This window comes from Paenibacillus glacialis (genome assembly GCF_001637205.1).
Taxonomy (GTDB): domain Bacteria; phylum Bacillota; class Bacilli; order Paenibacillales; family Paenibacillaceae; genus Paenibacillus_AQ; species Paenibacillus_AQ glacialis.
Window position 1 is genome coordinate 238,127 of record NZ_LVJH01000002.1, and the last position, 21,623, is coordinate 259,749.

A 21,623-nucleotide genomic window follows, 5' to 3' on the forward strand; every position below is an offset into this window, starting at 1 on the left:
CTTTCTCATTCGTAAGTAGAAGTTTATAATATATATTAGTTCACAACGAAGCTTGATACCGAATTCGGAAAGGATTGAACATATCGATGAATGAAAGATTAAACCGCTTAGATACCTCTATGCAGGAAATGGGTCTTGAAGCCCTGATTATTACAGACCCTAAACATGTGTACTATTTAACAGGGTTCGCAAGTGACCCTCACGAACGTTTCTTAGGATTAGCCCTTAGACAAGGTGAGGAACCGGTGTTAATCGTGCCTGCACTAGATGCTGAAGCTGCCCTTGCGGCATCCTCTGTCCAGAACATCATAACCCACTCAGATACAGATCACCCTTACAATTTGTTAAAAGAACACTTAAAGGGGACGATCACATCTCTTGGTATTGAAAAGAATCAGCTTACTGTCTCACGGTTTGAGCTTCTTCAAGCATCCCTAGAAGCACAATCATACCAAGATATTGGCCCTGTTCTCCAAAGCTTGAGAGTGCAGAAAACACCTGAAGAAGTTATTCGAATGAAGCATGCGATTCACTTGATTGAAGAAGTACTTCGTCAAGGGTTGACTCGAGTTCAGGTGGGTGTAACTGAAATCGAGCTGGTCGCTGAGCTCGAGTATCTTATGAAGAAACTTGGCGCAGACGGCCCTTCTTTTGATACCATGGTACTCTCTGGGTCCAATACCGCTCTCCCTCATGGGGTTCCCGGGCAACGGAAAATTCAGAACGGTGATTTACTGATGTTCGATATGGGGGTATTTGCGAATGGTTACGCCTCTGATATTACACGCACCTTTGCTGTCGGTAACATAAATAAAGAGCAATCCACTATTTACAATACTGTTCTTGAAGCGAATCTTCAAGGTATTCAATCCATCAGACCAGGCGTAACGTTGGCATCTGTTGATCAAGCCGCTCGTAGCGTGATTGAACGTGCAGGTTACGGTCCCCAGTTCATGCATCGTCTTGGTCACGGGTTAGGTATGGATGTTCATGAGTATCCATCCATTCATGGTAATAACCTGGATCTCGTTCAATCTGGTATGGTATTTACGGTAGAGCCAGGCATTTACGTTCCTGGATTAGGTGGCGTTCGAATAGAGGACGATATTGTCGTAACTGAAGATGGTGTCGAAGTGCTAACCTCATTTCCTAAAGAGCTGACTATTGTAGGATAATAATAAAGAAGGGTGAGCCTTTCACTTTATTATTTTGCAACAAAAAGGATGTCCTACTGCCATATTATTGGCGCAAAGGACATCCTTTTTGTTGCATAACTATATAGATTGAACTAAAGTTTGCGCTCACAACTTCAATCATTTCTAAAGAAGATCATGAATATAAGGGTTCGTCTTTAGTTCAATCTATATAACTCGATGACTCTTCATCGGCAAATTTAAAGGTTCTAGCCTTATATAGAAATGGCGTTCCCACAGCAGTTAATACAAACTTAATAATATAAGTAGTTAATAATATTTCTACCCAGACATTCCATCCATAATCAGGTATTGAAAAGGCAATTAAACAAAAGACTAATGTATCCACAAAAGAGCTGATCATCGTACTTCCATTATTACGTATCCAGAAATGCTCAGGCTTCGGATAGAACTTGCGAATCCAGCTGTACAACCTCACATCGAGGAACTGACTTACGAAGTATGCGGTAAGACTACCCAAAGCTAGTCTTGGCATAAGTCCAAAGATCTTCTCCAGAGGTTCTTGAGCAAAATCTCCAGCTGACGGAGTAAAGAAAAGTGCCATCTGCATAATGACTGTTGTCATTAATAAGGTAAAGAAGCCGAACCAGACAGCTTTACGAGCTTCTTCCTTACCATATCTCTCATTTAGCAGATCGCTAGTCATATATAGACTCACATACATCGTGTTGCCTAAAGTCATAACGATGCCAAACATATCAATCGTTTTGGTTACCTGAATATTAGCAATTACCGTGGCAACCCCAATCCATGCATAGAGACCTTTTTTACCAAAAAGGCGGTAGCATAGCAGGAAAAGCGAAAAGTTGACGAGCACATATACAATGCCCCATCCAAAATTAAACATGATTAATCCTCCTAGTTTTGATACGCGGGATGGTTACGAACCGCGGTTTCGAACGTCTACAACGATCAAAACATGTTCTACTGTAACACAGAAGATCTCAATTGCCTAGACTCCAACAAAAAAACCAAAGCAGAGGTTGCTTTGGTTTCTCATTTCTTGAATACTTTAAGACTCTACATGCTTAAGCTTGTGCTGCATCTAAATCTATTTTGTCGTCATTATATACTTTGGGATCATTCTCTTTTAATATTTTGCTAGAAATAAGACCTGAAATCATGGAATCATTTACATTCAGTGCTGTACGTCCCATATCGATTAGAGGTTCGACAGAGATCAGTAGACCTGCTAATGCAACGGGTAGACCCATTGTAGAAAGTACGATAAGCGATGCAAAGGTAGCACCCCCACCAACTCCCGCTACACCAAAGGAACTAATCACAACAACCAAAATCAATTTCAGAATAAAACTCCAGCTTGTTGGATCTATACCTACTGTTGGAGCAATCATCACTGCAAGCATGGCTGGATAAATCCCAGCACAACCGTTCTGACCAATTGTAGCCCCGAAGGTAGCTGACAGATTTGCGATACCTTGCGATACGCCAAGTTTTCTCGTCTGAGTCTCTATATTAAGTGGAATGGCAGCTGCACTAGAGCGTGAAGTGAATGCGAATGTCAACGTAGGCAGAACCTTTTTCAGATAAACTAACGGGTTGAAACCAAACAGCGTTATCAATATTAAATGAATAATAAACATAACAATCAAAGCTACATAAGAAGCGAGTACGAAATTAATCAGTTTTAATATTTCATCAACATGGGTTGTAGCGATTGTCTTGGTGATCAACGCCAATATACCATATGGAGTCAGTCTCAATACTAGTGTAACCATACGCATCACAACCGCATAAATTGCATCGATCAAATCACGGAAAATTTGAGCTTGCTTCGGTTTCTTACGATCTATCCCAAGAACAGCTACACCGATAAAGGCTGCGAAGATAACGACAGCAAGTGTAGAAGAACTACGAGCTCCCGTCATATCTGCAAATGGGTTTTTCGGTATGAACTCAAGCATTTGCTTTGGAATCGATTTGTGCTCGACATCTCCAAGCTTTTCTTCTAATTTCAAGCCCTGTGCCTGTTCTCTGTCACCGCTCTGAATTTCTATTGCCTTTAAATCAAAGGTCCGGGTGGTCATAATACTAACAGATGCCGCGATCGCTGTGGTAAGTAGAAGAACTGCAATAATAGAAAAACTCATTTTCCCAAGATTCTTAACACCATTCAAATTCATGATAGCAGAAATGATCGACACCATAATTAGCGGAATCACGATCATTTGAAGCAGTCCAACATAACCGTAGCCTACCAAGTTGAACCATTCAACGGACTTCCCTATGATATCAGAATCAGGTTTGAAGAAGAATTGCAGGATAACTCCGAATACGATTCCAAGCCCTAATCCTGTAAATACACGTTTTGTGAAGGAAATATTTTTCTTTTGCATCCATACTAGTAATCCTATCAGTACCAACATGACCACGATGTTAATAATAATCCATAAAGTATCCATTATGTGTGTCCCCCTAAATAAAGTGTATCGCTAAATAAATATGAATAGTCTTTCGATGTTTCATATCATAGCACATACCTTAGTAATTGGGTAGGATTAATTTGATAACTTTTGATTAGTGGGTCTAATGCCCATAAGATCGTAGATTTGTTCCATATCAAGATGGCTGCGAACTACTTCAGCAACCCGGTCGAACTCCTGTTCTTTAAGCATGTTAGCGGTATATGTCTGACCTAAAGGTGTCAATCCTTTTTGCACACGAATACCGTCCAGCCAAGATCTTCGAAAGCTATCGTTATGAAATACGCCATGAAGATAAGTTCCCCACGTGCATCCATCTTCCGTCCCCCAGCCTTCGTGTACACGATCCCCTGTTATTCGCTCCACTTGAAACAGTTGTGCCACATTATTCATATTCAAGCATGCTGTCTCACCCATATGAATTTCGTAACCTTCAATCGGGGTAGCGTCCTGATTCTTATCAAGACTAAGCGGATGACCGAACGCTAATCTTCCTTTCACCCTCACAGTTGTTTTCTCTTTCAGAAAGGTCGTCGTAACCGGAAGAAAACCAAGTCCTACAGCGCTTCGAGGTTCACCACCCTCCACCGCAAAGGGATCCGTCAATATTTCGCCTAACATTTGATAACCACCACATATACCCACAAGTTGCTGTGTCCCTGATCTCATAGCTTCTGCTATTCCATCATCTAATCGCTGCATACGAAGAAAGTCCAGGTCCCCGATCGTATCCTTAGTCCCTGGTAGAATGATAACATCAGGGGAACCCAACTCTGAAAGTGACTTCACATATCGAACGGATACATCCTTCTCCTCACGCAAGGGATCAATATCCGTAAAGTTAGAAATTCTCGGATATTGAATAACAGCGATATCAATCTCACGCTGATCCCCTACCTTCTTTCGTAGTGTATCTAATACGACAGAATCCTCCGCTTCAATCTTGATCTCTTCAATAAAAGGTAAGACACCAAGTACCGGAATGCCAGTACGTTCGGTAAGCCAGACAAGCCCTGGCTCAAGTAGCGAGACGTCCCCACGGAATTTATTAATAATGATGCCCTTCACCCTTTGCCGCTCATGGGGTTCTAAGAGTTCTAACGTGCCGACGATAAAGGCAAATACACCGCCCCGATCAATATCTGCGATTAACAGTACTGGAGCATCCGCCCAACCCGCTAAGTTCATATTGACGATGTCTCTGCTCTTTAAATTAATCTCTGCCGGACTCCCAGCTCCTTCCATCACTACGACATCATACTGCTCGCGTAACCGATCTAACGCACTCATCACTATTTCTTTCGCTGTCGATAAGAACTGATTACGATAATCGGATGCACTCATTTGTTGATAAGGTTCACCATGAACAACGATTTGTGAGAACATGTCTTTCACTGGCTTAATAAGTATAGGATTCATATCTGTTGTCGCCTTAATCCCACAAGCTTCGGCCTGAACACCTTGCGCACGGCCAATCTCTTTTCCGTCCTCCGTTACATAAGAGTTCAGAGCCATATTTTGCGATTTATAGGGGGCTGTGAGATAACCATCTTGTGTGAAAATACGGCATAATGCTGTGGTAACGACACTCTTGCCTACATCTGAGGCTGTCCCTTGCAACATCAATACCCTTCCAAAAGAACCCTCATTCATCATGTGAGATTTGGATTTCTCCATATTTATCTCCCCCTCTTACATATGATTGTGCAACAGTACTAACATAAGTAATGCCACAACTTCAAGTAATTCGTTGAGTGCTCCATAGGTATCCCCTGTTAATCCACCTAATGTTGCGTTTAACTTCTTTGCCATCCATGTTCCTGCAGCCCAAGTTGCCAGAGGAAGTGTAATTAATCCAAATAGCGCTACCGTCCATGAAGAGCTGTCCATATAGATCAACGGTATTATCGATGCCGCGACTCCTGATAACACGGTCGCAATTAGAAACGTCGCCCATACCTGCCCTCTACCTAACCCATTAAAGTTCCCCCCAGCCAGACCCTCTTTTCCACGAGCCATAGGCCATGAAGCAATCGCATGAACCATGAACCAGCGACTCCAAATCAAAGGCAGCAGTAAAAGTCCTGAGTAGTCAAGACCATCTATGAGCAATGAATAGATTAAAGAGAGCTTCAGCATGAGGAGGAGCACGCACGCTAACACACCCATGGCTCCTACGCGGCTATCCTTCATAATGTCTAACATCTGTTCACGAGAACGATAGCTTAAAACCCCATCGGCAGTGTCCATCCATCCATCTAAATGAAGTCCTCCTGTGAGTCCAATCCATAAGATAAGGGTCAAGACAGCAGCAGGTAGGGCTGGCAGTAAATACGAAAACCCTGTAGCCCCTGCCCACACGACTAGTCCAATAACCGCTCCTACAAGCGGATAGAACTTCACACTTTGACGAAAAAGCGCTGGTGAGTAATCTAGATGTGCATTCACAGGAAAACGTGATAGAAATTGAAAAGCGGCCGCAGCCGCTTGTCTCCACTTCATCATAATGTATACTCCCTACTCTTCAGCTCAATAGCAATACCCACCGTGACCAGGAAAGCTTCAGAACTACTTCTCGATATAGCCTGATTCATGAACCCTGCTAAATCCCGGTATATTCTTCCGAGAGCATATTCTGGTACAATGCCATCCCCAACTTCATTGGTTACCATGATCAAATCCCCTGGGTATTGTTGCACCTGTTCTACAAGGCGAAGAATCTCAGCTTTCACTTTCTCTTGCATATCCTTCTGTCCCTCATACGATAGAAGGATATTAGATAACCATAACGTAAGGCAGTCCACCAGAACCGTAGGAGCACTATCTTGTTCCCCAAGACTGTTCTCACGCCAATCGCTCAGAAGCTTCACTAACTGAAATGGTTCTTCCACATTACGCCATGGATAGTTGGCTTGAATTCTTTGAAGCTGATGAAGAGCAATCCGCTCCTTCATCTCCTCATCGAAAGCTTGCGCCGTTGCGACATATATAGCTTCCTGCGATTTCGACATACATAACTTCTCCGCAAAGCTACTCTTCCCGCTTCGTGCGCCACCTGTAACAAGTGTGATCATTTCGTCTGTTCCTTGGTTTCACCAGACACGCCTGCACTTTCGAAGGTTGCCATTTCACTTACAATACGGCAAGCTGCATCCACAAGATGTAGACACAATACGCCACCTGTACCTTCGCCGATCCGCAAGTCTAATTCCAATACAGGACGAAGACCCAACTCTTGTAATAACAATCGATGTCCCTGTTCATGAGAAGCATGCGACACAATCATGTAATCAGCGGATGCAGGACAGATCGCTTTAGCAAGTAATGCTGCTGCGCTAGAAATAAATCCATCTATAATGACTGGACAACCGTTTATTGCTGATCCAAGAATGACACCTACTAAACCTCCAATTTCAAGACCTCCAACCTTAGCAAGAACATCAATTGGATTACGCGGATCAGGGGCATTAATCTTCAACGCCTGTTCAACAACACCAATCTTATGCAGAAGGCGAGAATCATCGATTCCGGTTCCTCTTCCAACGGCATCCTGAACACTAATGCTTGAAAGAGCGCAAATTACCGCAGAACTTGCCGTCGTATTCCCAATACCCATTTCGCCAGTTATAAATAATTGCACACCACGTTTAACAGCATCTTCGACTACCTGCATACCGACAAGTATTGATTGCTCCGCTTCCTCATAAGTCATGGCAGGACCTTGTGCCATATTCGCTGTACCATACCGGATTTTGCGCGATAGTAGATCGGGGTGGGACAAATCACTATTCACTCCAATATCCACACATACGACTTCCGCACCTGCTTGTCGAGCAAGAACGTTAACCGCCGCACCTCCTGCAAGGAAATTATGAATCATTTGAGGCGTAACTTCTTGTGGAAAGGCACTGATACCCTCCACACACACACCATGATCTCCTGCCATAATAATGACTTCTCTGTGGTCAAAAGAAGGCTTTACGCTTCCTGTGATACCAGCAAGCTGTATCGCCATAGACTCCAATTTACCCAAACTGCCCGGAGGAACAGTTAGATTACTTATATGTAATTTAGATGCCTGAATTGCAGCTTGATCAAGCCCACGGATTCTCCCAATACGTTCCATAACTTCCTGACTCATATATCATTTCTCCTTTAATAATGTTCTTTACTACATAGATTGAACTAAAGACCAAATCCCATATCCATGATCTTCTTTAGAGATGATTGAACTAGTGAGTGCAAACTTTTGTTCATTCTATATACATTTCAAGTGCGGGATAAAAGTACTTGTGGAACCCCGCTTTTCGGGTGTTGTACGACCGCAGGATCAACTTTGTATACTCGTCGGATATTATCTTCCGTTAAGATCTCATCCGGTGTCCCTAGACCAACAACCTCCCCTTCTTGTAGTACTAAGAGTTTATCACAGAATTGAGCTGCCAAATTCAAATCATGGAGTACAGCAATAACCGTGATTCCTGTCTCTTTGCGCCAGTTAGCAACCAATTCCATAAACTGAAGCTGATAATAGATATCTAGAAACGTTGTCGGTTCATCCAACAATAAAATTCGAGGTTCTTGTGCCATAACTTTACCTAAGGCAACGCGTTGCCTTTGTCCACCACTTAATTCATCTAATGGTCGATCACCCAGTTCCTGTAGCTGCAACTTATTCATGATGTCCTCAATGATAGTATCGGCATTGTCACCAAGGTCTCGTCCCATCCAGTCCTGAAATGGAAATCTCCCCATTTCGATTATATCTCTTACGGGAAAGCTAATCGCAGGAAGGCCATCCTGCTGAAGGACAGCCAACATCTGAGATAATTCTCGACGGCCGTACTTCGAGACATGATGGCCCCGAATCTTAAGTTCACCTGTAGTTATCTTGTCCACTCCAGAAATTAATTGGAGAAGAGTCGATTTACCACTACCATTAGGACCTATAATGCCCCACCATTCACCTTCTTGTATGGAACAGCTCACATTACGAAGTGCAGAAAATTCTCCATACATTTTTGAAACATTATTCACATTGATCATACCTTACCACCATTCCTTTGCTTCTTATTACGATACAACAGATATGCAAAGAACGGTGCACCTAGAAACGCAGTAACAATTCCAAGAGGAATCTCAATTGGAGCTAGGATAGAACGGGCAACCAAGTCACACCACATAGTGAAGATTGCACCTCCTATTGCTGATAACGGAATGATGAGTCGGTAATCAGGTCCTATAATCAATCTTACAATATGTGGCGTAACGAGGCCTACAAATCCAATCACACCCGATACAGACACAGCCGCTGCAGTAAGCAATGTAGATACAATTAACGTTACTAGCTTAAGTCTCTCTACATGAAGCCCCATATGTGCAGCCTGACGTTCACCGAGTGCTAATATATTCAAAGAACGTGCGCAACTCCAAATGACCACAAACCCAATGAGAACATATGGCAATAACATTAGCGTGTATGACCATCCTCGGAAACTAAGTCCGCCCATCGTCCAGAATAAAATTTCATTAACAGTCCCCTTCGACATCGCTGTTAGGAACGATACAATCGCTCCTAGAAATGATTGCATGACTACACCAGACAAAATTAAACTGTTGGTAGGGATCTTCCCACCATCACGCGCCAAAGATAATACACCCCAAAGCGTCAATATCCCTGTAAAAAAAGCAACCAAAGGGAGCGTCCATGCGCCCACAAGTGAATACTGTATCCCGAAGAATATAAGAACCGCAGCTCCTACAGATGCACCTGAAGACACACCAAGGGTATATGGGTCAGCTAGAGGGTTTCGAAGCACTCCTTGAAATCCTGAACCGGCAACCGCAAGAGCTGCTCCGACCAACATTCCTAGAATAATTCGAGGCAATCGGACTTTTATCAATATTTGTTCAAAAGCAGGACTCCAAGTGGGCGTAATCGCATCTCCGATCCAAGGGATACGGTGCAATAGAATCTGTACAATATCCATCACCGGGAGCTTCACAGCCCCTATTCCCAGACAGAGTAGGAAGCTCGCGATAAGCAAGATTATCCCGAGTCCTCCATACCCAGCTAGTTTCTTACTCATGGCTTCACAAGTTCAGGATAGATCGCACTTGCAATTTCTTTAAGACCTTCCGTCACACGTGGACCCGGACGACTAACTAGGTTATCATCTAATCCAAAAATAGCATTATTCTTAACAGCCGTTATTTGATCCCAGCCACTACGCGCTTTAAGAATTTCGTCTAATTTCTTCTTTGTCTTGTCATCAATTACATTTTTAGAGAACAGAATCACATCAGGATTATCATTAATGACTTTCTCTTCGCTGATTTCATACCATCCTGGCGTACCTGCGGCTACGTTAACACCACCAGCAAGATTAATTAACTCATCCATAAACTCACCACTACCTACTGTCCAACCCAAAGAAAATTCAATATATACTTTCTTTTTCTGTTCAGGTGTAAGTGATTTAACCGCTTCTGTTACTTCATCTCGTTCTTGTTTCATTTTATCCACAACGGTTTTGGCTTCTGCTTGATGATCTGTCATCTGACCGAACAATTCAATGTTTGCAATAACATCATCCACAGATTTAGGATCTGTCTTGAATACCGTAATTCCTAGATCACGTAGATGTTTCGCAGCTTCTGCACCCATCGAGATACCAGTTACTACGAGGTCGGGTTGTGCAGCAATCATTGCTTCCTCATTTGGATTATACAAACCACCCATTTTAGGCTTCGTTGTCGCAGCTGCTGGGTAATCATCGTAGTCAGATACCCCAACAATTTGAGCATCTAATCCTAATGCAAACAAGCTTTCTGTCTCTGCAGGAGAGATGGATATAATCTTCTTTGGTGCCTCTTTAAAAGTAATTTCCTCACCTGTCGCATCCTTCACCGTTAGAGGATACACCGTTTTTGCACTTGCTTCTTCAACAGGTGGCGTCACCTGTTCAGTTGTTGTAGGTGTTGGCTCCGTTACTGTCTTCGATTCATTATTAACTCCACAAGCTGCGAGCGATAGTACCAACATGATCGCTAAGGCACCCGTAGTCCAATTCTTCCATATTTGTTTCATTATTTTTCTCTCCCCTTTTCTTCGTTTCTTTCATGTTTGAGATGCTCCACTTGTTGTTTCAATGATTTATCTTTGCGAAAATCTACACATACGCAAAAAAACCTGATCCTCTTGTTATCAGACAAGAATCAGGGATTACGTCAATACGGGTTTCATGGTACTCACCATAAACATCCGCAGGCTATGTACCGAAATAAATCAGAGGCACTTCCACAAGCCAAACGTAATCCTTTCCTCGAAGGACCGTCGTACTTCTCATAAGGCAGGTCTCCTGACTGACAGGTTAGCTAACATTCTCACCTTCCCATCCTGCTTGACGCAGAACAGTGGACATGGAGAACATCCCTGTATCACAGTGGCGGGACCGTGCCGGAATTACACCGGCTTCCCTTTTAACTAGGCTTGGAAGCAATGATTTCTACTTCTAATTTCTAGACCTCACAAGTTTATGATATTCATTTAAGGACAAGTCTTGCTTCTCTATTCAAAATTATAGGTCAAAAGGAGCCTCCTTACAATCCAATTATTAGGAACATCCTAATCGACCATTCACAAATGACCTTCCCATTTCCCCTCATGCAACGTAAGTTTCAACGATAACAAACTTCCCAAATCAGCAGTGTAATCCCAAAATTTCGTACCTGGAATCATCATTGACGCCAGTTGTCTTATGACCCCTCCATGCGTAACAATCAACACAGAAGACACAACATTGTCATTGTTTTCCTTAATGAAACCTGCCAGATTGTCCATAAAGTGGTTAAGTCTCTCCTGAAAATGCCCCCATGATTCTCCTCTTGGTGGAGTTACAGATTGAGGGTTGTCCAACCATTCTCGATAAATACTAGAATCCTTTAACTGATCGTAGGTCTGCCCCTCCCAATCACCGAAATCCATTTCTCGCAAACGCTGATCAAAGACCACCTTATCTGGTGGCGTAGGATATGCCCATTCTAACGTCTCCCTACATCTCTTCAAATCACTACAGAACACCTGATGAAACTTCCTTCCTTCGAGTTCTTCTTTCACGGACAAGAGCTCCGTTAATGACTCTGGAAGGATACCTATATCTGTATGTCCTAGATAACGTTTATCCTTATTCCACTGCGTTCTGCCATGACGTACACATACCAGTTCTAGCTCCATAAAGTTCCACCCATCGTCCATAGGACAAGCATGCACAACATTAGAAATAATAACGATGCAAAGAGCATCAATCTTACGGTTGACAGAATATCTCCCTTTGTCATTGGACGAGAGAACTCTCCCATGTATGCACGAAAAGATACCACACCATGATACACGTTCTCGCCCCCGAGTCGGATACCTAAAGCGCCAGCTACTGCTGATTCAGGAAATCCGCTGTTCGGACTTGGATGGAGACGGGCGTCATGTCTAATCGTACGATATGATTTCTTGTAATCCAGACGCATAATCCAACTACTAGCGACCAGTAGAACAGCTGTTATTCGTGCTGGAATGAAGTTAGCGATGTCATCCAGCCGAGCGGAAGCCCATCCTAGGTTTATGTATTTATCATTCTTATAACCAACCATGGAATCTAGCGTATTCACAGCACGATAAGCCATGGCGAGTGGAGCGCCTCCAATAAGTGCAAAGAACAATGGAGACACAATGGCATCAACAATATTTTCTGCAACGGTCTCAACCGTTCCACGAACAATCTCAGGCTCTTCTAAATGGATTGTATCCCGACCAACAATCATGCCAAGAGCTTGTCTTGCAGAAGGTAAATCGCCACGATTAAGGTGACCATACACTTCCATTCCTGCATCCTTAAGCCCTTTCGTAGCAATCGTCGTGGCAATCAACACGACCTCCGCTCCCGTAGCCAGCCACGGATGGATCATATGCAGTCCTCTCAACGCTACCCATGTTATAGCAAACGCTCCTCCAACGATAATGACTGGGAGTAGCATTCCGGCTTGTTTCAACTTCGCAGGGTGAGAGACATTCTTACGAATCATCTTCTCTAACCGTTTAATACCATTCCCCATGCCTATCACTGGGTGGGGTAGCCAACGTGGATCGCCAATGATTAGATCTAATACGTATGCAGCCCATAGAATGAATATTGCCCATCCCATCATGGTTGACTTACTCTTGCAGCCCCAAGGCTCTCTTTCACCGTTCCATAAACCACTCGTCCGATAGCAGCTCCCAAATCCGTCGCGGTGCCACAATAGCGATGTTCAATAGGATAAGAAAATGATTGACTTACCCCTAATACAATAGCATCCGTCGTGGTCCCCGTAGCGATTAATCCATTCTCTGCATCACGGATTCCGAGATCAGCTAGCGCAGCAGCCTTCGCTTCTACCGCCGTAATGACAGCATTCACCATCGCCGCTTGCGTCATTCTAGCGTCAATCATGAGCATGATATTAATCGTTCCAGGTTGATAGACGGGGAACGTGGTCCGCTCAGATCCAGCACGTGCACCGTTTGATACCCCTGCCGTTGTACAACAGAACACGGAAGCATCTTCCCCATTCTCTTCAAGAACTGAAGTATACTCCAACCTAACAGCCGTCAATAATCCTGCGGTTGATTCCAGTGGATAATCCCACTCCTGAAATAACTTTTCCACATCCTTTTCCGGATGACTACATTCATAGAAACGATCCACATAAATATTTGCGATTCGATCAATCTTACTCATGCCTCCACCATGTATAGAACTGCTGAGACTATCCATTGGCGTAGAGGATTGAAGTAGTAAATGCCGTTCATGTCGGGTTAACGTAAGACCGGGCCACACTACAGATTTATAAGTGTTATTGTCACCATTCAAAAAAGGCGTTGTCATCATGGGTCTCCTATTCTCATACTAAGCTATCTTATTTATTACTTGCTTTATCTCTTTTAGAAATACCAGATTTGCATCCGTACCTTTGACCGCAATTCGAATATGTCCTTCTCCCAGCCCAGGGTACATTGCACAACTGCGAATTAATAACCCTCGTAGTCCAAGCTCGCGTTGCATATCTATCGCTCTCCATGGATCAGGTAACCTTACGAGCAAGAAATTTGCTTCCCCTGGACTTACCTCACATCCTAACGCTGTGAGGCCTTGGACGAGCACTACTCTTTCATTTGCTATCAGTTCTAGCGTCCTGCGCTCGAATTCCTCACCACTATTCAGTGCTGCCTCCCCCGCTAACAAAGCCAGTCCATTCACACTCCAAGTCACCTGCTTACTCTTCATCGATCTGATGATATCTGGATGCGCCAATGTATATCCTAACCGCAGGCCTGGAATGGCATAGAACTTGGTCATGGAGCGTACCAGTAGCGTACGAGAATACTTCTCAAGTTCTGACAACAATGATGCCTGATGGTATTGTGGAATGAAATCAATAAAGGCTTCATCTACGACCAAATAGGTATGGCTTTGTTCAGCCATCTCAGCTAATGTGCATAGCTCTTTAAGCGAATACTGCACGCCATTCGGATTGTTAGGCTGTCCAATAAATAACAGATCCACCTGTTGCAGTAATTCTCCTATTTCCTCTGTCGTTGCTTTCCAATCCATGTCCTGCCTACCATATACGGAGTATACTTCTACATCGAATTGTTCCGATAACTGCCGATACTCAGAGAAACAAGGTTCAATAATACCTACCTTTTGCGGATCAAGTCCGAGCAGAATGAGCGACATACACTCTGCTGCACCATTTCCTACACAAATGTTATCTTCGTCAACTTTCAACTTTTGCCCAAGAATATGTTTGAATTGCCGATGTCCAGGATCTGGATAACGAATAATAGACGATAAGGCACCCTCCAATTGCATTAGCACATGTTCAGGTGGACCAAGCGGATTGATGTTGGCACTGAAATCGAGGAAGGAGCTTTCGTCTAGTCCATAAGCCTTAGCAGCACTTTCTAAATCTCCTCCGTGTCCGTAACGTTCTAACATTCTAATGACCCTTCTTCCTTAAATGTATCCATTATTATAGTTCCATTATTACGTGGGTTCTTCCTTTGCGTCAATCTAAGCCCTCTAAGCCCCCTTTGTTTCTAATTCGCATTTAGTTTACAATCAAATAAGATTCAATATCATTACATACCTTAAAAAGTAAAGGAGTAGTCTAAGCTATGTTATTCATCGACAACCAAGGAATTCATGATCCTGCTATTAACCTCGCGATAGAAGAGTACGCTTTGAAGCACCTTTCTATGGACGAAAGTTATTTGCTTTTCTATATTAATCATCCCTCTATTATCATTGGTAAACATCAGAATACCATTGAAGAGATTAACCAAGAATATTGCAAAGAAAATAATGTACAAGTCGTACGTCGTTTATCTGGTGGGGGTGCGGTCTATCACGATCTAGGCAACCTTAATTTCAGCTTTATTACCAAGGATGATGGCCAATCATTCCACAATTTCTTGAAATTCACCCAACCTGTCATAGATGCTCTTCATCAAATGGGTGTGAACGCTGAACTCAGTGGTCGAAACGACTTACAAGTTGGAGAAAAGAAGATTTCCGGTAATGCCCAATTCTCCACCCGTGGACGGATGTTTAGCCATGGTACGCTCATGTTCAACCTGAACTTAGATGATGTACAAGCTTCTCTTAACGTCAATCCAGAGAAATTCAAATCTAAGAGCACCAAATCCGTTCGTAGCCGCGTAGCCAACATAAGTGAACTTATGGAAGGTTCAATGACGATTGAGGAATTCCGTGCTGAGCTCCTTCGTTCTATATTCGGAATGGATGTCCAAGATGTTCCACAATATCACTTAACAGAAGCTGATTGGGAGCAGATTAACCAGATTTCCAAGGAACACTATCAGAATTGGGACTGGAACTATGGTATATCACCTGAATCCAATGTTAAACACTCCAAGAAGTTCCCTGTTGGCATTATTGATCTCCGCATGAACATTAACGAAGGCAGAATCCATGACATCAAAATTTACGGTGATTTCTTCGGTGTAGGCGATGTCGCTGATATCGAAAATGCACTACATGATAAACGGTATGAAGATGCTGAAGTGCGAGCAGCCTTGTCTGATCTCGATATGAAACATTATTTCGGTAACCTTACGTTGGACGAATTTGTCGGACTTGTGTTTCTGGAAGATTAGGACTTTATCAATATAAAAGAATGGATAGAGTCATCAGAAAATATCTGAAGACTCTATCCATTCTTTACACCCACTTAATTACTGCTATCTAAATCCTGTTCCCTCTACTATTTGGAAAGCTCTAGCTCTGATTCATTGAGAATCCGCACGAAATCTACGTTGATACGACCACTGTCGAAAGAACTTCCATTTACGGTGTTCTCGGGGAAAGTTACCTTTCCATGATGTCCAAAAGGGATCCAGCCAATGTACAACGATGAAGATGGACTATTCATAAGAAAGAGCGAGGTTAGTTGATTAGCTCTGCTCAATCGAAGGTTTCCATTCATGAGCTCTACCCAATCTTTAGGGAAAGGGAGTACTCCATACTTCTGCTTCTGTAAGGTTGTCGTCAACTCCATCTGAACTCTTGGTCTATATGATTCGACATCTTCACTACTGTGAAAATCTCTCTCCCCAATAAGGTAATACTTGAGCTCGCTTAATTCATCTTCTGGGTCCATATTCCATACGATATAATGCGTAGAAGCATCCTTCTCGTCTATCTTCCAGATATAAGGCGCTCCCTTTGTATCGATCCTTCCTAGCCTCCATTGAAATCGATCCCATTCCCAGAAACTCATTCCATAATGGTCATCACCAGAAATAATAGGAACAAATACATGTTTGCTATCTAGCGGAATAACATCTACGATCTCACTGATATTCCCCTCTGTGTAAAGCTGATTCATAACTTTAATCGCCTGTGTGTCTTCAAGAAAAGGTTTGGGTTTCCCATCATAAAACAGGTACACAATGACAGCTATCATAACGAGCAGAATGGGGATCAGCACCATCTTCTTATTCATCATCATTACGAACCCCCATATCTATAAGCGGTTCTTTAGAGCGATAATAATAGCTCTGATTAGATGTTGTAATTAACAGTCCTCTACCGTCATCTTGAATATATATGGAAGAATTCAGATTGCTCCCCCATCTTGGGAGTGTACCTAATAGCGCATAAGGAAAACGCTCTTTCTGATAATAGTACTCCGATTCCAACGCAGAATTCCGATTCCACTCCATACCCAATACATCAGCAGATTGGAGATCGCTTAGATGGGTTTGGAGCCGCTCATTGTTCAAGGTAGCTGGATGAGCAGAAGGGTGAATAGCCACAATTGATGCATGCTTAAGATCTGCAATATAAGTGGATGCATCCTCCTTTGGATAAACACTGTTATCGATATAACCAGTCATTAACGTAGTGCCTAAGAAAATAAAGTTGGCCCAAAACCCAATCCAAGCATACGGTCGATATGTCTGCCATGACTTTTTAGACAGCATTCCAACTAATAACCACACACCCAGAGGTAATATGGATACCTTCATTGAAAATTGTAAAAGGTTCAGATTTGTTGTAACAGAACCCATTCCGACCAAGACAACGAGTATAACTTTCCAATATGTGGGTTTCTCCTGCTGCTTCAAGTACTGTCGTGAGACGAGAATAAGTACAATTAGCCAGCCCAATATCGCGCACGAAATGAAGACGATGTTGTGAGGTACCTCAAGTTGAAATGACATGATCATCCTCCATTCAAACAAATCCACTCAACAATGAAATAACACCCTACTTGATAACGGCTGGAATAAGCGGTTTAACTGTAACACCTTGAAGTCCAACTTTCTCAAGCACTTCAGGCGTTACTAAAAGGCGGAATTGAAACACACGACTGTTGGTGCGGTCCAGTGTCACAATCTGACCTGTAGGACCTGTTAATTTATATTTATAGTTGTACATGTCACCTTCACGTTGACCAACACTTAATTTGAACTTAGATACAATAGGACGAAGTGGAATATACGTCTTCCCCTCTGTTACAAATGCGTATGGCACTAGCTCTGAGCCATGTGAAGTTACTACCTCATATTCATACAAGTTACGGATCGGTAGATCAATAACAGGCAACGTCTTTATGTCTAATTTATCTGGTGCTTTCGTTGTCGGACAGGGATCCTTCCAAGAGTAGAGTTTCTCTTCCTCCGTCTTGGTAAGTAGGCTTGATTTCCCTGTTTTCAAATCATATATCCACTGAAGACGCTTAGGTTCATTCTTGACATACACTAATTTCTGTTCTTGATCCGAATATTGATATAATTTTCCGAATACAAGCTGCTTTGTCTTACCCGTTGCTGGATCAAATGTTGAAATTTCCTTTTGGTTCGCCACCTCACTATAATGAGCTACTAGCAACTTACTGTCTGGGAGCCAATACACCGTTGCGTACTGGGTACTAGATTTCCACTCTTGAATCTGACCTGTTGTCATATTTTTGATAAAATAGCTATGCAACTGCGTGTTTTGCGCAGTTTTACCGTCTGATGACATCTCTGCACCGAAATCTAATGTTTGATATAGTCCCCATTTCTCATCTGGTGAGATCCTATAGACTTGGCCTCTAACCGCAACGTTATTAGTAGTATCTAAATATAATGGAAGTAAATAATCAAATAAATCTCCTTCAGTGGCATTACCAGAATTGATATTCAGCATGGGATTAGGGCTCACATAAGGATCCATATAAATACTCCTGAATTTCTCACTTAGTCGAGCCCATTTGCCATCATTTGTTGACACGATCACTTTGTTCGAATATTTATCACCATCTGAACCACTCCAGTTGTAATACGTACTCCCTGAGCTCGGGTCTTTCCATTCCGCATTAATCGTTGGTTTGTTATCTTCCGCCTGCGCTATAGGTGTTACGTACGTTATCCACACTGAGACCATAAGTATCGTCGCCAATCCAACTTGTGACCTTATTCTTCTCAGTAACTGCATGTTCATGTTCCTCCTTATCATTCTCTTTCACTTTAACTAAGACGGATTTTATGGAATAAAGTTACATACAACTACGGGCAAGTGACATTATATATTTCTACTGATGAAATGAACAACATACAAAAACCACCGGTATGACTAGACTTTTTGTCTAATCCCGGTGGTTTTGCTTGATCTTATTTATATTTATGCCAATCCATATTACTATTCTCGAGCAGATGTTCGAAATTGTTATCCAATTTCTTTTGCTCTTGCTTACGAGCTTCCGCCTTCATCAATTCTTGTTCTTCTTTCTTCTTCTTTTCCTCCGCCTTCATCTCATCTGCTTGAGACTTCAACTGTTCCAGAATATCACTGCTTAATAAATCTTTTAGCGTAGCTGGCTTATATTCGGAATCGGACTTTTTTGGAGCCGGAATAGCTCGGTTTTTCTTAGCCATAGAATCATCTCCATTTCAGAACCATATTATATCAGTTAATGACGACACGTTCTATATCTTCACTTGATATAACTCCTTAATAACTCTGTCAATCGATAAGGCATTGATAGACATATCGTGAATGATATATCGATCATTCACGATACGAATGAACTCCTTAAGCTCTAATTGTTCCGTATCTAGTTCAAGCTCAGCCTCCATCTCGGATACTTGCTTCAGAACGGTTACATCTGCGATTCCACTCCAGTCCGCCTGTACTTCTGTCGTTAGAATAAAAGTAACCCCGCGAACGTTCATTTCCTGAATAAAGCTACGAATTTTCTCCTTAGCAATCACGTATAAGCCAATCGTTGGCTCATCAAGAAAAACAACTTTCGGTCGATTAAGCATCTCCATAATGAACTCTTATTTTATTCTCTCTCCAAGGGACAATTGACGTGTCGGTTTACGCATGACGGCATTAACATCCAGCAATTTCACAAGTTCATTCAGTGTTTCCTCAAATGGTTCATCTTTCAGCGCCGATATTTCGAACGTATTTCTTACGGTGCTTCCATGGCGTGTATCCGAGGATCTTCACATCTCCTTCTGTTGGATGTAGAACACCTTAAGATCAGTATGACGGAATGCCCCTATCAACTTCACAACAAAGGTCTTACGCTTATCGAGTACCTGTAAACGCTGCGAATCAACGCCTAGTCTCTGAGTGGTAGAGTCTCTTCTAGCATCTTGAAGCGATAATGTTGAACTCATGGTACGTCCCCATATAGAAACCATTATTTAGAAACAAACGCTCCCTATTCCTACGGTATATGTCCCCGTTATTATGGTAATACCGTTAACAGCAGCTACAGAGAGGGACAAAAACAACTATGGACTTTATGAGCAGGGTAATCACAAAAATGTTTAAAAACCCTTCACTTGGGAACAGCGACTCAAGTAAAGAACCAGAACAAACTAAAGTACCTTTAACAATAAACCTTCAAGAAAATTTACAACATATAAATAATTCACTTGGAAATAGTAGCGACATCGTTATCAGAGAAATTCAGATTGGCTCGGAACGACAGATCAAGGCAGCCATTATCTTTACGGACGGATTGGCAGATTCCAAATCTATTCAGAACTTCATTATGGAATCTCTTATGTTAAATATTGCAAATGCGGATCCAAATCATTTGATCACGTCCCAAGAGGACATTTTTCAAGTATTAAAAGATCATTTCCTGACTGCTGGAGATATCAAAGATGTTACGGAGTGGGGTCCCCTATTAACATCCCTGTTGTCCGGAGATGCCATCCTCTTATTGGAGGGCTACTCAAAAGGTTTCAGTATCGGTATGCGTGGATGGAAAGACCGTGGTGTAACAGAGACGACTACAGAAACTGTTATCCGGGGACCAAAAGAAGGTTTCACAGAAAGCCTACGCACCAATACTGCCTTAATACGTCGAAAAATAAAGGACCCTAATCTCTGGCTAGAGACGAAGGAAATTGGACGAGTAACCAAAACCGATGTCGCGATCATGTATATCAAAGGAATTGTGAGTGACGACATTGTAAAAGAAGTTCATGCACGTTTAGATCGAATCAATATTGATGGGATCTTGGAAAGTGGATATATCGAGGAATTGATTCACGATGAAACATATACTCCTTTTCCTACGATCTATCATACGGAACGTCCTGATATTATTGCCGCCGATCTTCTAGAAGGGAAAGTTGCCATATTAGTGGATGGAACACCGATGGTTCTGGTCGTCCCTATTGTGCTTATCTCTTTCTTTCAAGCTGCAGAGGATTATTATCAGCGCGCGGATATTAGTACGCTCATTCGTATACTTCGTTTTATAAGTGTCTTCATTTCTCTATTGGGTCCCGCTCTGTACATAGCCATCACGACTTTTCATCAGGAAATGTTGCCCACTCAACTTCTGATTAATTTGGCAGCTCAACGGGAAGGAGTTCCCTTCCCTGCATTTATTGAAGCTCTCATGATGGAAGTATCGTTTGAAATTCTGAGAGAAGCCAGTTTAAGATTGCCTAAGGCCATAGCACAATCGATATCCATCGTAGGAACATTGGTCATTGGATCAGCCGCAGTTGAGGCCGGATTCATATCCGCAGCCATGGTTATCGTCGTTGCTATTACGGCAATTTCCAGCTTTGTACTGCCTGCCTATAACATGGCCATGACCATCCGAATGCTACGTTTCCTAATGATGGGATTGGCCGCTTCGTTCGGTTTGTATGGAATTATCATCGGTGTCATTGCGATTGTTCTTCACTTGTGTAGCTTGCGTTCTTTCGGGGTTCCTTATATGAGTCCATTGGCTCCGTTTATCCTTGAGGATCAGAAAGACACCCTTTTCCGAATGCCCCGGTGGGCAATGTTTTCCCGTCCTCGAATGATCAGTAAGAATAATATCATTCGCGAACAAAGTACTCCTCCGGAAAAACCGCAGGACAACACAGGAGGTTGAG

At 42.6% G+C, this 21,623-nt stretch carries 22 protein-coding genes and 1 riboswitch; of the genes, 3 read left to right on the top strand and 19 right to left on the bottom strand.

What is annotated here, in order from left to right; genetic code table 11:
- Positions 1 to 86: 86 nt before the first annotated feature.
- On the top strand, positions 87 to 1,175 hold the full coding sequence (locus PGLA_RS01565; RefSeq protein WP_068527694.1) for a M24 family metallopeptidase: 1,089 nt from the start codon (positions 87 to 89) through the stop codon (positions 1,173 to 1,175).
- A 181-nt stretch (positions 1,176 to 1,356) separates the two neighbouring features.
- On the opposite strand, the gene PGLA_RS01570 is transcribed toward PGLA_RS01565, so the two are convergent.
- From PGLA_RS01570 to cobD, 13 genes are all read right to left on the bottom strand, one after another.
- Positions 1,357 to 2,061, bottom strand: a complete 705-nt coding sequence (locus PGLA_RS01570) for a queuosine precursor transporter (RefSeq protein ID WP_068527698.1) — start codon at positions 2,059 to 2,061, stop codon at positions 1,357 to 1,359.
- A 181-nt stretch (positions 2,062 to 2,242) separates the two neighbouring features.
- Complete coding sequence (locus PGLA_RS01575; RefSeq protein ID WP_068527701.1) at positions 2,243 to 3,637, bottom strand: L-cystine transporter; 1,395 nt, start codon at positions 3,635 to 3,637, stop codon at positions 2,243 to 2,245.
- Positions 3,638 to 3,733: 96 nt separating this feature from the next.
- On the bottom strand, positions 3,734 to 5,335 hold the full coding sequence (locus tag PGLA_RS01580) for a cobyric acid synthase (protein WP_245699648.1): 1,602 nt from the start codon (positions 5,333 to 5,335) through the stop codon (positions 3,734 to 3,736).
- A gap of 15 nt (positions 5,336 to 5,350) precedes the next feature.
- Positions 5,351 to 6,163 carry an adenosylcobinamide-GDP ribazoletransferase gene (cobS, locus tag PGLA_RS01585; protein ID WP_068527704.1) on the bottom strand — a complete coding sequence of 271 codons (813 nt, stop codon included), beginning with the start codon at positions 6,161 to 6,163 and terminating at the stop codon, positions 5,351 to 5,353.
- Positions 6,160 to 6,732 carry a bifunctional adenosylcobinamide kinase/adenosylcobinamide-phosphate guanylyltransferase gene (cobU, locus tag PGLA_RS01590; protein WP_068527708.1) on the bottom strand — a complete coding sequence of 191 codons (573 nt, stop codon included), beginning with the start codon at positions 6,730 to 6,732 and terminating at the stop codon, positions 6,160 to 6,162. Before cobU ends, cobS begins: the two co-directional genes overlap by 4 nt.
- Positions 6,729 to 7,799: a nicotinate-nucleotide--dimethylbenzimidazole phosphoribosyltransferase gene (gene cobT, locus PGLA_RS01595; RefSeq protein WP_068527709.1), complete on the bottom strand. Its 1,071-nt coding sequence runs from the start codon at positions 7,797 to 7,799 to the stop codon at positions 6,729 to 6,731. Before cobT ends, cobU begins: the two co-directional genes overlap by 4 nt.
- Positions 7,800 to 7,927: 128 nt before the next feature.
- Positions 7,928 to 8,704, bottom strand: coding sequence for an ABC transporter ATP-binding protein (locus PGLA_RS01600; RefSeq protein ID WP_068527712.1), 777 nt, complete (start codon positions 8,702 to 8,704; stop codon positions 7,928 to 7,930).
- Positions 8,701 to 9,747: a FecCD family ABC transporter permease gene (locus PGLA_RS01605; protein ID WP_068527715.1), complete on the bottom strand. Its 1,047-nt coding sequence runs from the start codon at positions 9,745 to 9,747 to the stop codon at positions 8,701 to 8,703. Before PGLA_RS01605 ends, PGLA_RS01600 begins: the two co-directional genes overlap by 4 nt.
- Positions 9,744 to 10,748 (bottom strand): ABC transporter substrate-binding protein, encoded by a 1,005-nt coding sequence (locus PGLA_RS01610; RefSeq protein WP_068527719.1) that lies wholly within the window; start codon positions 10,746 to 10,748, stop codon positions 9,744 to 9,746. Before PGLA_RS01610 ends, PGLA_RS01605 begins: the two co-directional genes overlap by 4 nt.
- 244 nt (positions 10,749 to 10,992) lie before the next feature.
- Positions 10,993 to 11,204: riboswitch (cobalamin riboswitch) on the bottom strand.
- A gap of 93 nt (positions 11,205 to 11,297) precedes the next feature.
- Positions 11,298 to 11,894, bottom strand: coding sequence for a histidine phosphatase family protein (locus tag PGLA_RS01615; protein ID WP_068527722.1), 597 nt, complete (start codon positions 11,892 to 11,894; stop codon positions 11,298 to 11,300).
- The gene (gene cbiB / locus PGLA_RS01620) at positions 11,885 to 12,859 is read right to left on the bottom strand and encodes an adenosylcobinamide-phosphate synthase CbiB (RefSeq protein WP_425415326.1); all 975 of its coding nucleotides are present in this window, start codon (positions 12,857 to 12,859) and stop codon (positions 11,885 to 11,887) included. The genes PGLA_RS01615 and cbiB overlap by 10 nt, the downstream gene beginning before the upstream one ends.
- The gene (locus PGLA_RS01625) at positions 12,856 to 13,581 is read right to left on the bottom strand and encodes an adenosylcobinamide amidohydrolase (protein ID WP_342671674.1); all 726 of its coding nucleotides are present in this window, start codon (positions 13,579 to 13,581) and stop codon (positions 12,856 to 12,858) included. The genes cbiB and PGLA_RS01625 overlap by 4 nt, the downstream gene beginning before the upstream one ends.
- 18 nt (positions 13,582 to 13,599) lie before the next feature.
- Positions 13,600 to 14,691 (bottom strand): threonine-phosphate decarboxylase CobD, encoded by a 1,092-nt coding sequence (gene cobD, locus PGLA_RS01630; RefSeq protein WP_068527728.1) that lies wholly within the window; start codon positions 14,689 to 14,691, stop codon positions 13,600 to 13,602.
- 179 nt (positions 14,692 to 14,870) lie between these two features.
- Here cobD and lplA point away from each other — a divergent pair, with 179 nt between their 5' ends.
- Positions 14,871 to 15,872, top strand: coding sequence for a lipoate--protein ligase (lplA, locus tag PGLA_RS01635; protein WP_068527731.1), 1,002 nt, complete (start codon positions 14,871 to 14,873; stop codon positions 15,870 to 15,872).
- Between the two features lie 107 nt (positions 15,873 to 15,979).
- Here lplA and PGLA_RS01640 read toward each other — a convergent pair whose 3' ends face one another.
- The 6 genes from PGLA_RS01640 to PGLA_RS27805 all read right to left on the bottom strand — a co-directional run bounded on the left by PGLA_RS01640 (position 15,980) and on the right by PGLA_RS27805 (position 19,892).
- Positions 15,980 to 16,726 carry a hypothetical protein gene (locus tag PGLA_RS01640; RefSeq protein ID WP_068527734.1) on the bottom strand — a complete coding sequence of 249 codons (747 nt, stop codon included), beginning with the start codon at positions 16,724 to 16,726 and terminating at the stop codon, positions 15,980 to 15,982.
- The gene (locus PGLA_RS01645; protein ID WP_068527738.1) at positions 16,713 to 17,441 is read right to left on the bottom strand and encodes a hypothetical protein; all 729 of its coding nucleotides are present in this window, start codon (positions 17,439 to 17,441) and stop codon (positions 16,713 to 16,715) included. The genes PGLA_RS01640 and PGLA_RS01645 overlap by 14 nt, the downstream gene beginning before the upstream one ends.
- A gap of 46 nt (positions 17,442 to 17,487) precedes the next feature.
- Positions 17,488 to 18,699, bottom strand: coding sequence for a hypothetical protein (locus PGLA_RS01650; protein ID WP_068527741.1), 1,212 nt, complete (start codon positions 18,697 to 18,699; stop codon positions 17,488 to 17,490).
- A gap of 176 nt (positions 18,700 to 18,875) precedes the next feature.
- Positions 18,876 to 19,139 (bottom strand): YqkE family protein, encoded by a 264-nt coding sequence (locus PGLA_RS01655; protein WP_068527743.1) that lies wholly within the window; start codon positions 19,137 to 19,139, stop codon positions 18,876 to 18,878.
- Between the two features lie 51 nt (positions 19,140 to 19,190).
- The gene (locus PGLA_RS01660; RefSeq protein WP_211269483.1) at positions 19,191 to 19,529 is read right to left on the bottom strand and encodes a hypothetical protein; all 339 of its coding nucleotides are present in this window, start codon (positions 19,527 to 19,529) and stop codon (positions 19,191 to 19,193) included.
- Between the two features lie 186 nt (positions 19,530 to 19,715).
- Positions 19,716 to 19,892, bottom strand: coding sequence for a hypothetical protein (locus PGLA_RS27805; RefSeq protein WP_161487819.1), 177 nt, complete (start codon positions 19,890 to 19,892; stop codon positions 19,716 to 19,718).
- A gap of 119 nt (positions 19,893 to 20,011) precedes the next feature.
- Here PGLA_RS27805 and PGLA_RS01665 point away from each other — a divergent pair, with 119 nt between their 5' ends.
- Complete coding sequence (locus tag PGLA_RS01665; RefSeq protein ID WP_068527748.1) at positions 20,012 to 21,622, top strand: spore germination protein; 1,611 nt, start codon at positions 20,012 to 20,014, stop codon at positions 21,620 to 21,622.
- The last annotated feature ends 1 nt before the right edge of the window (position 21,623 follow it).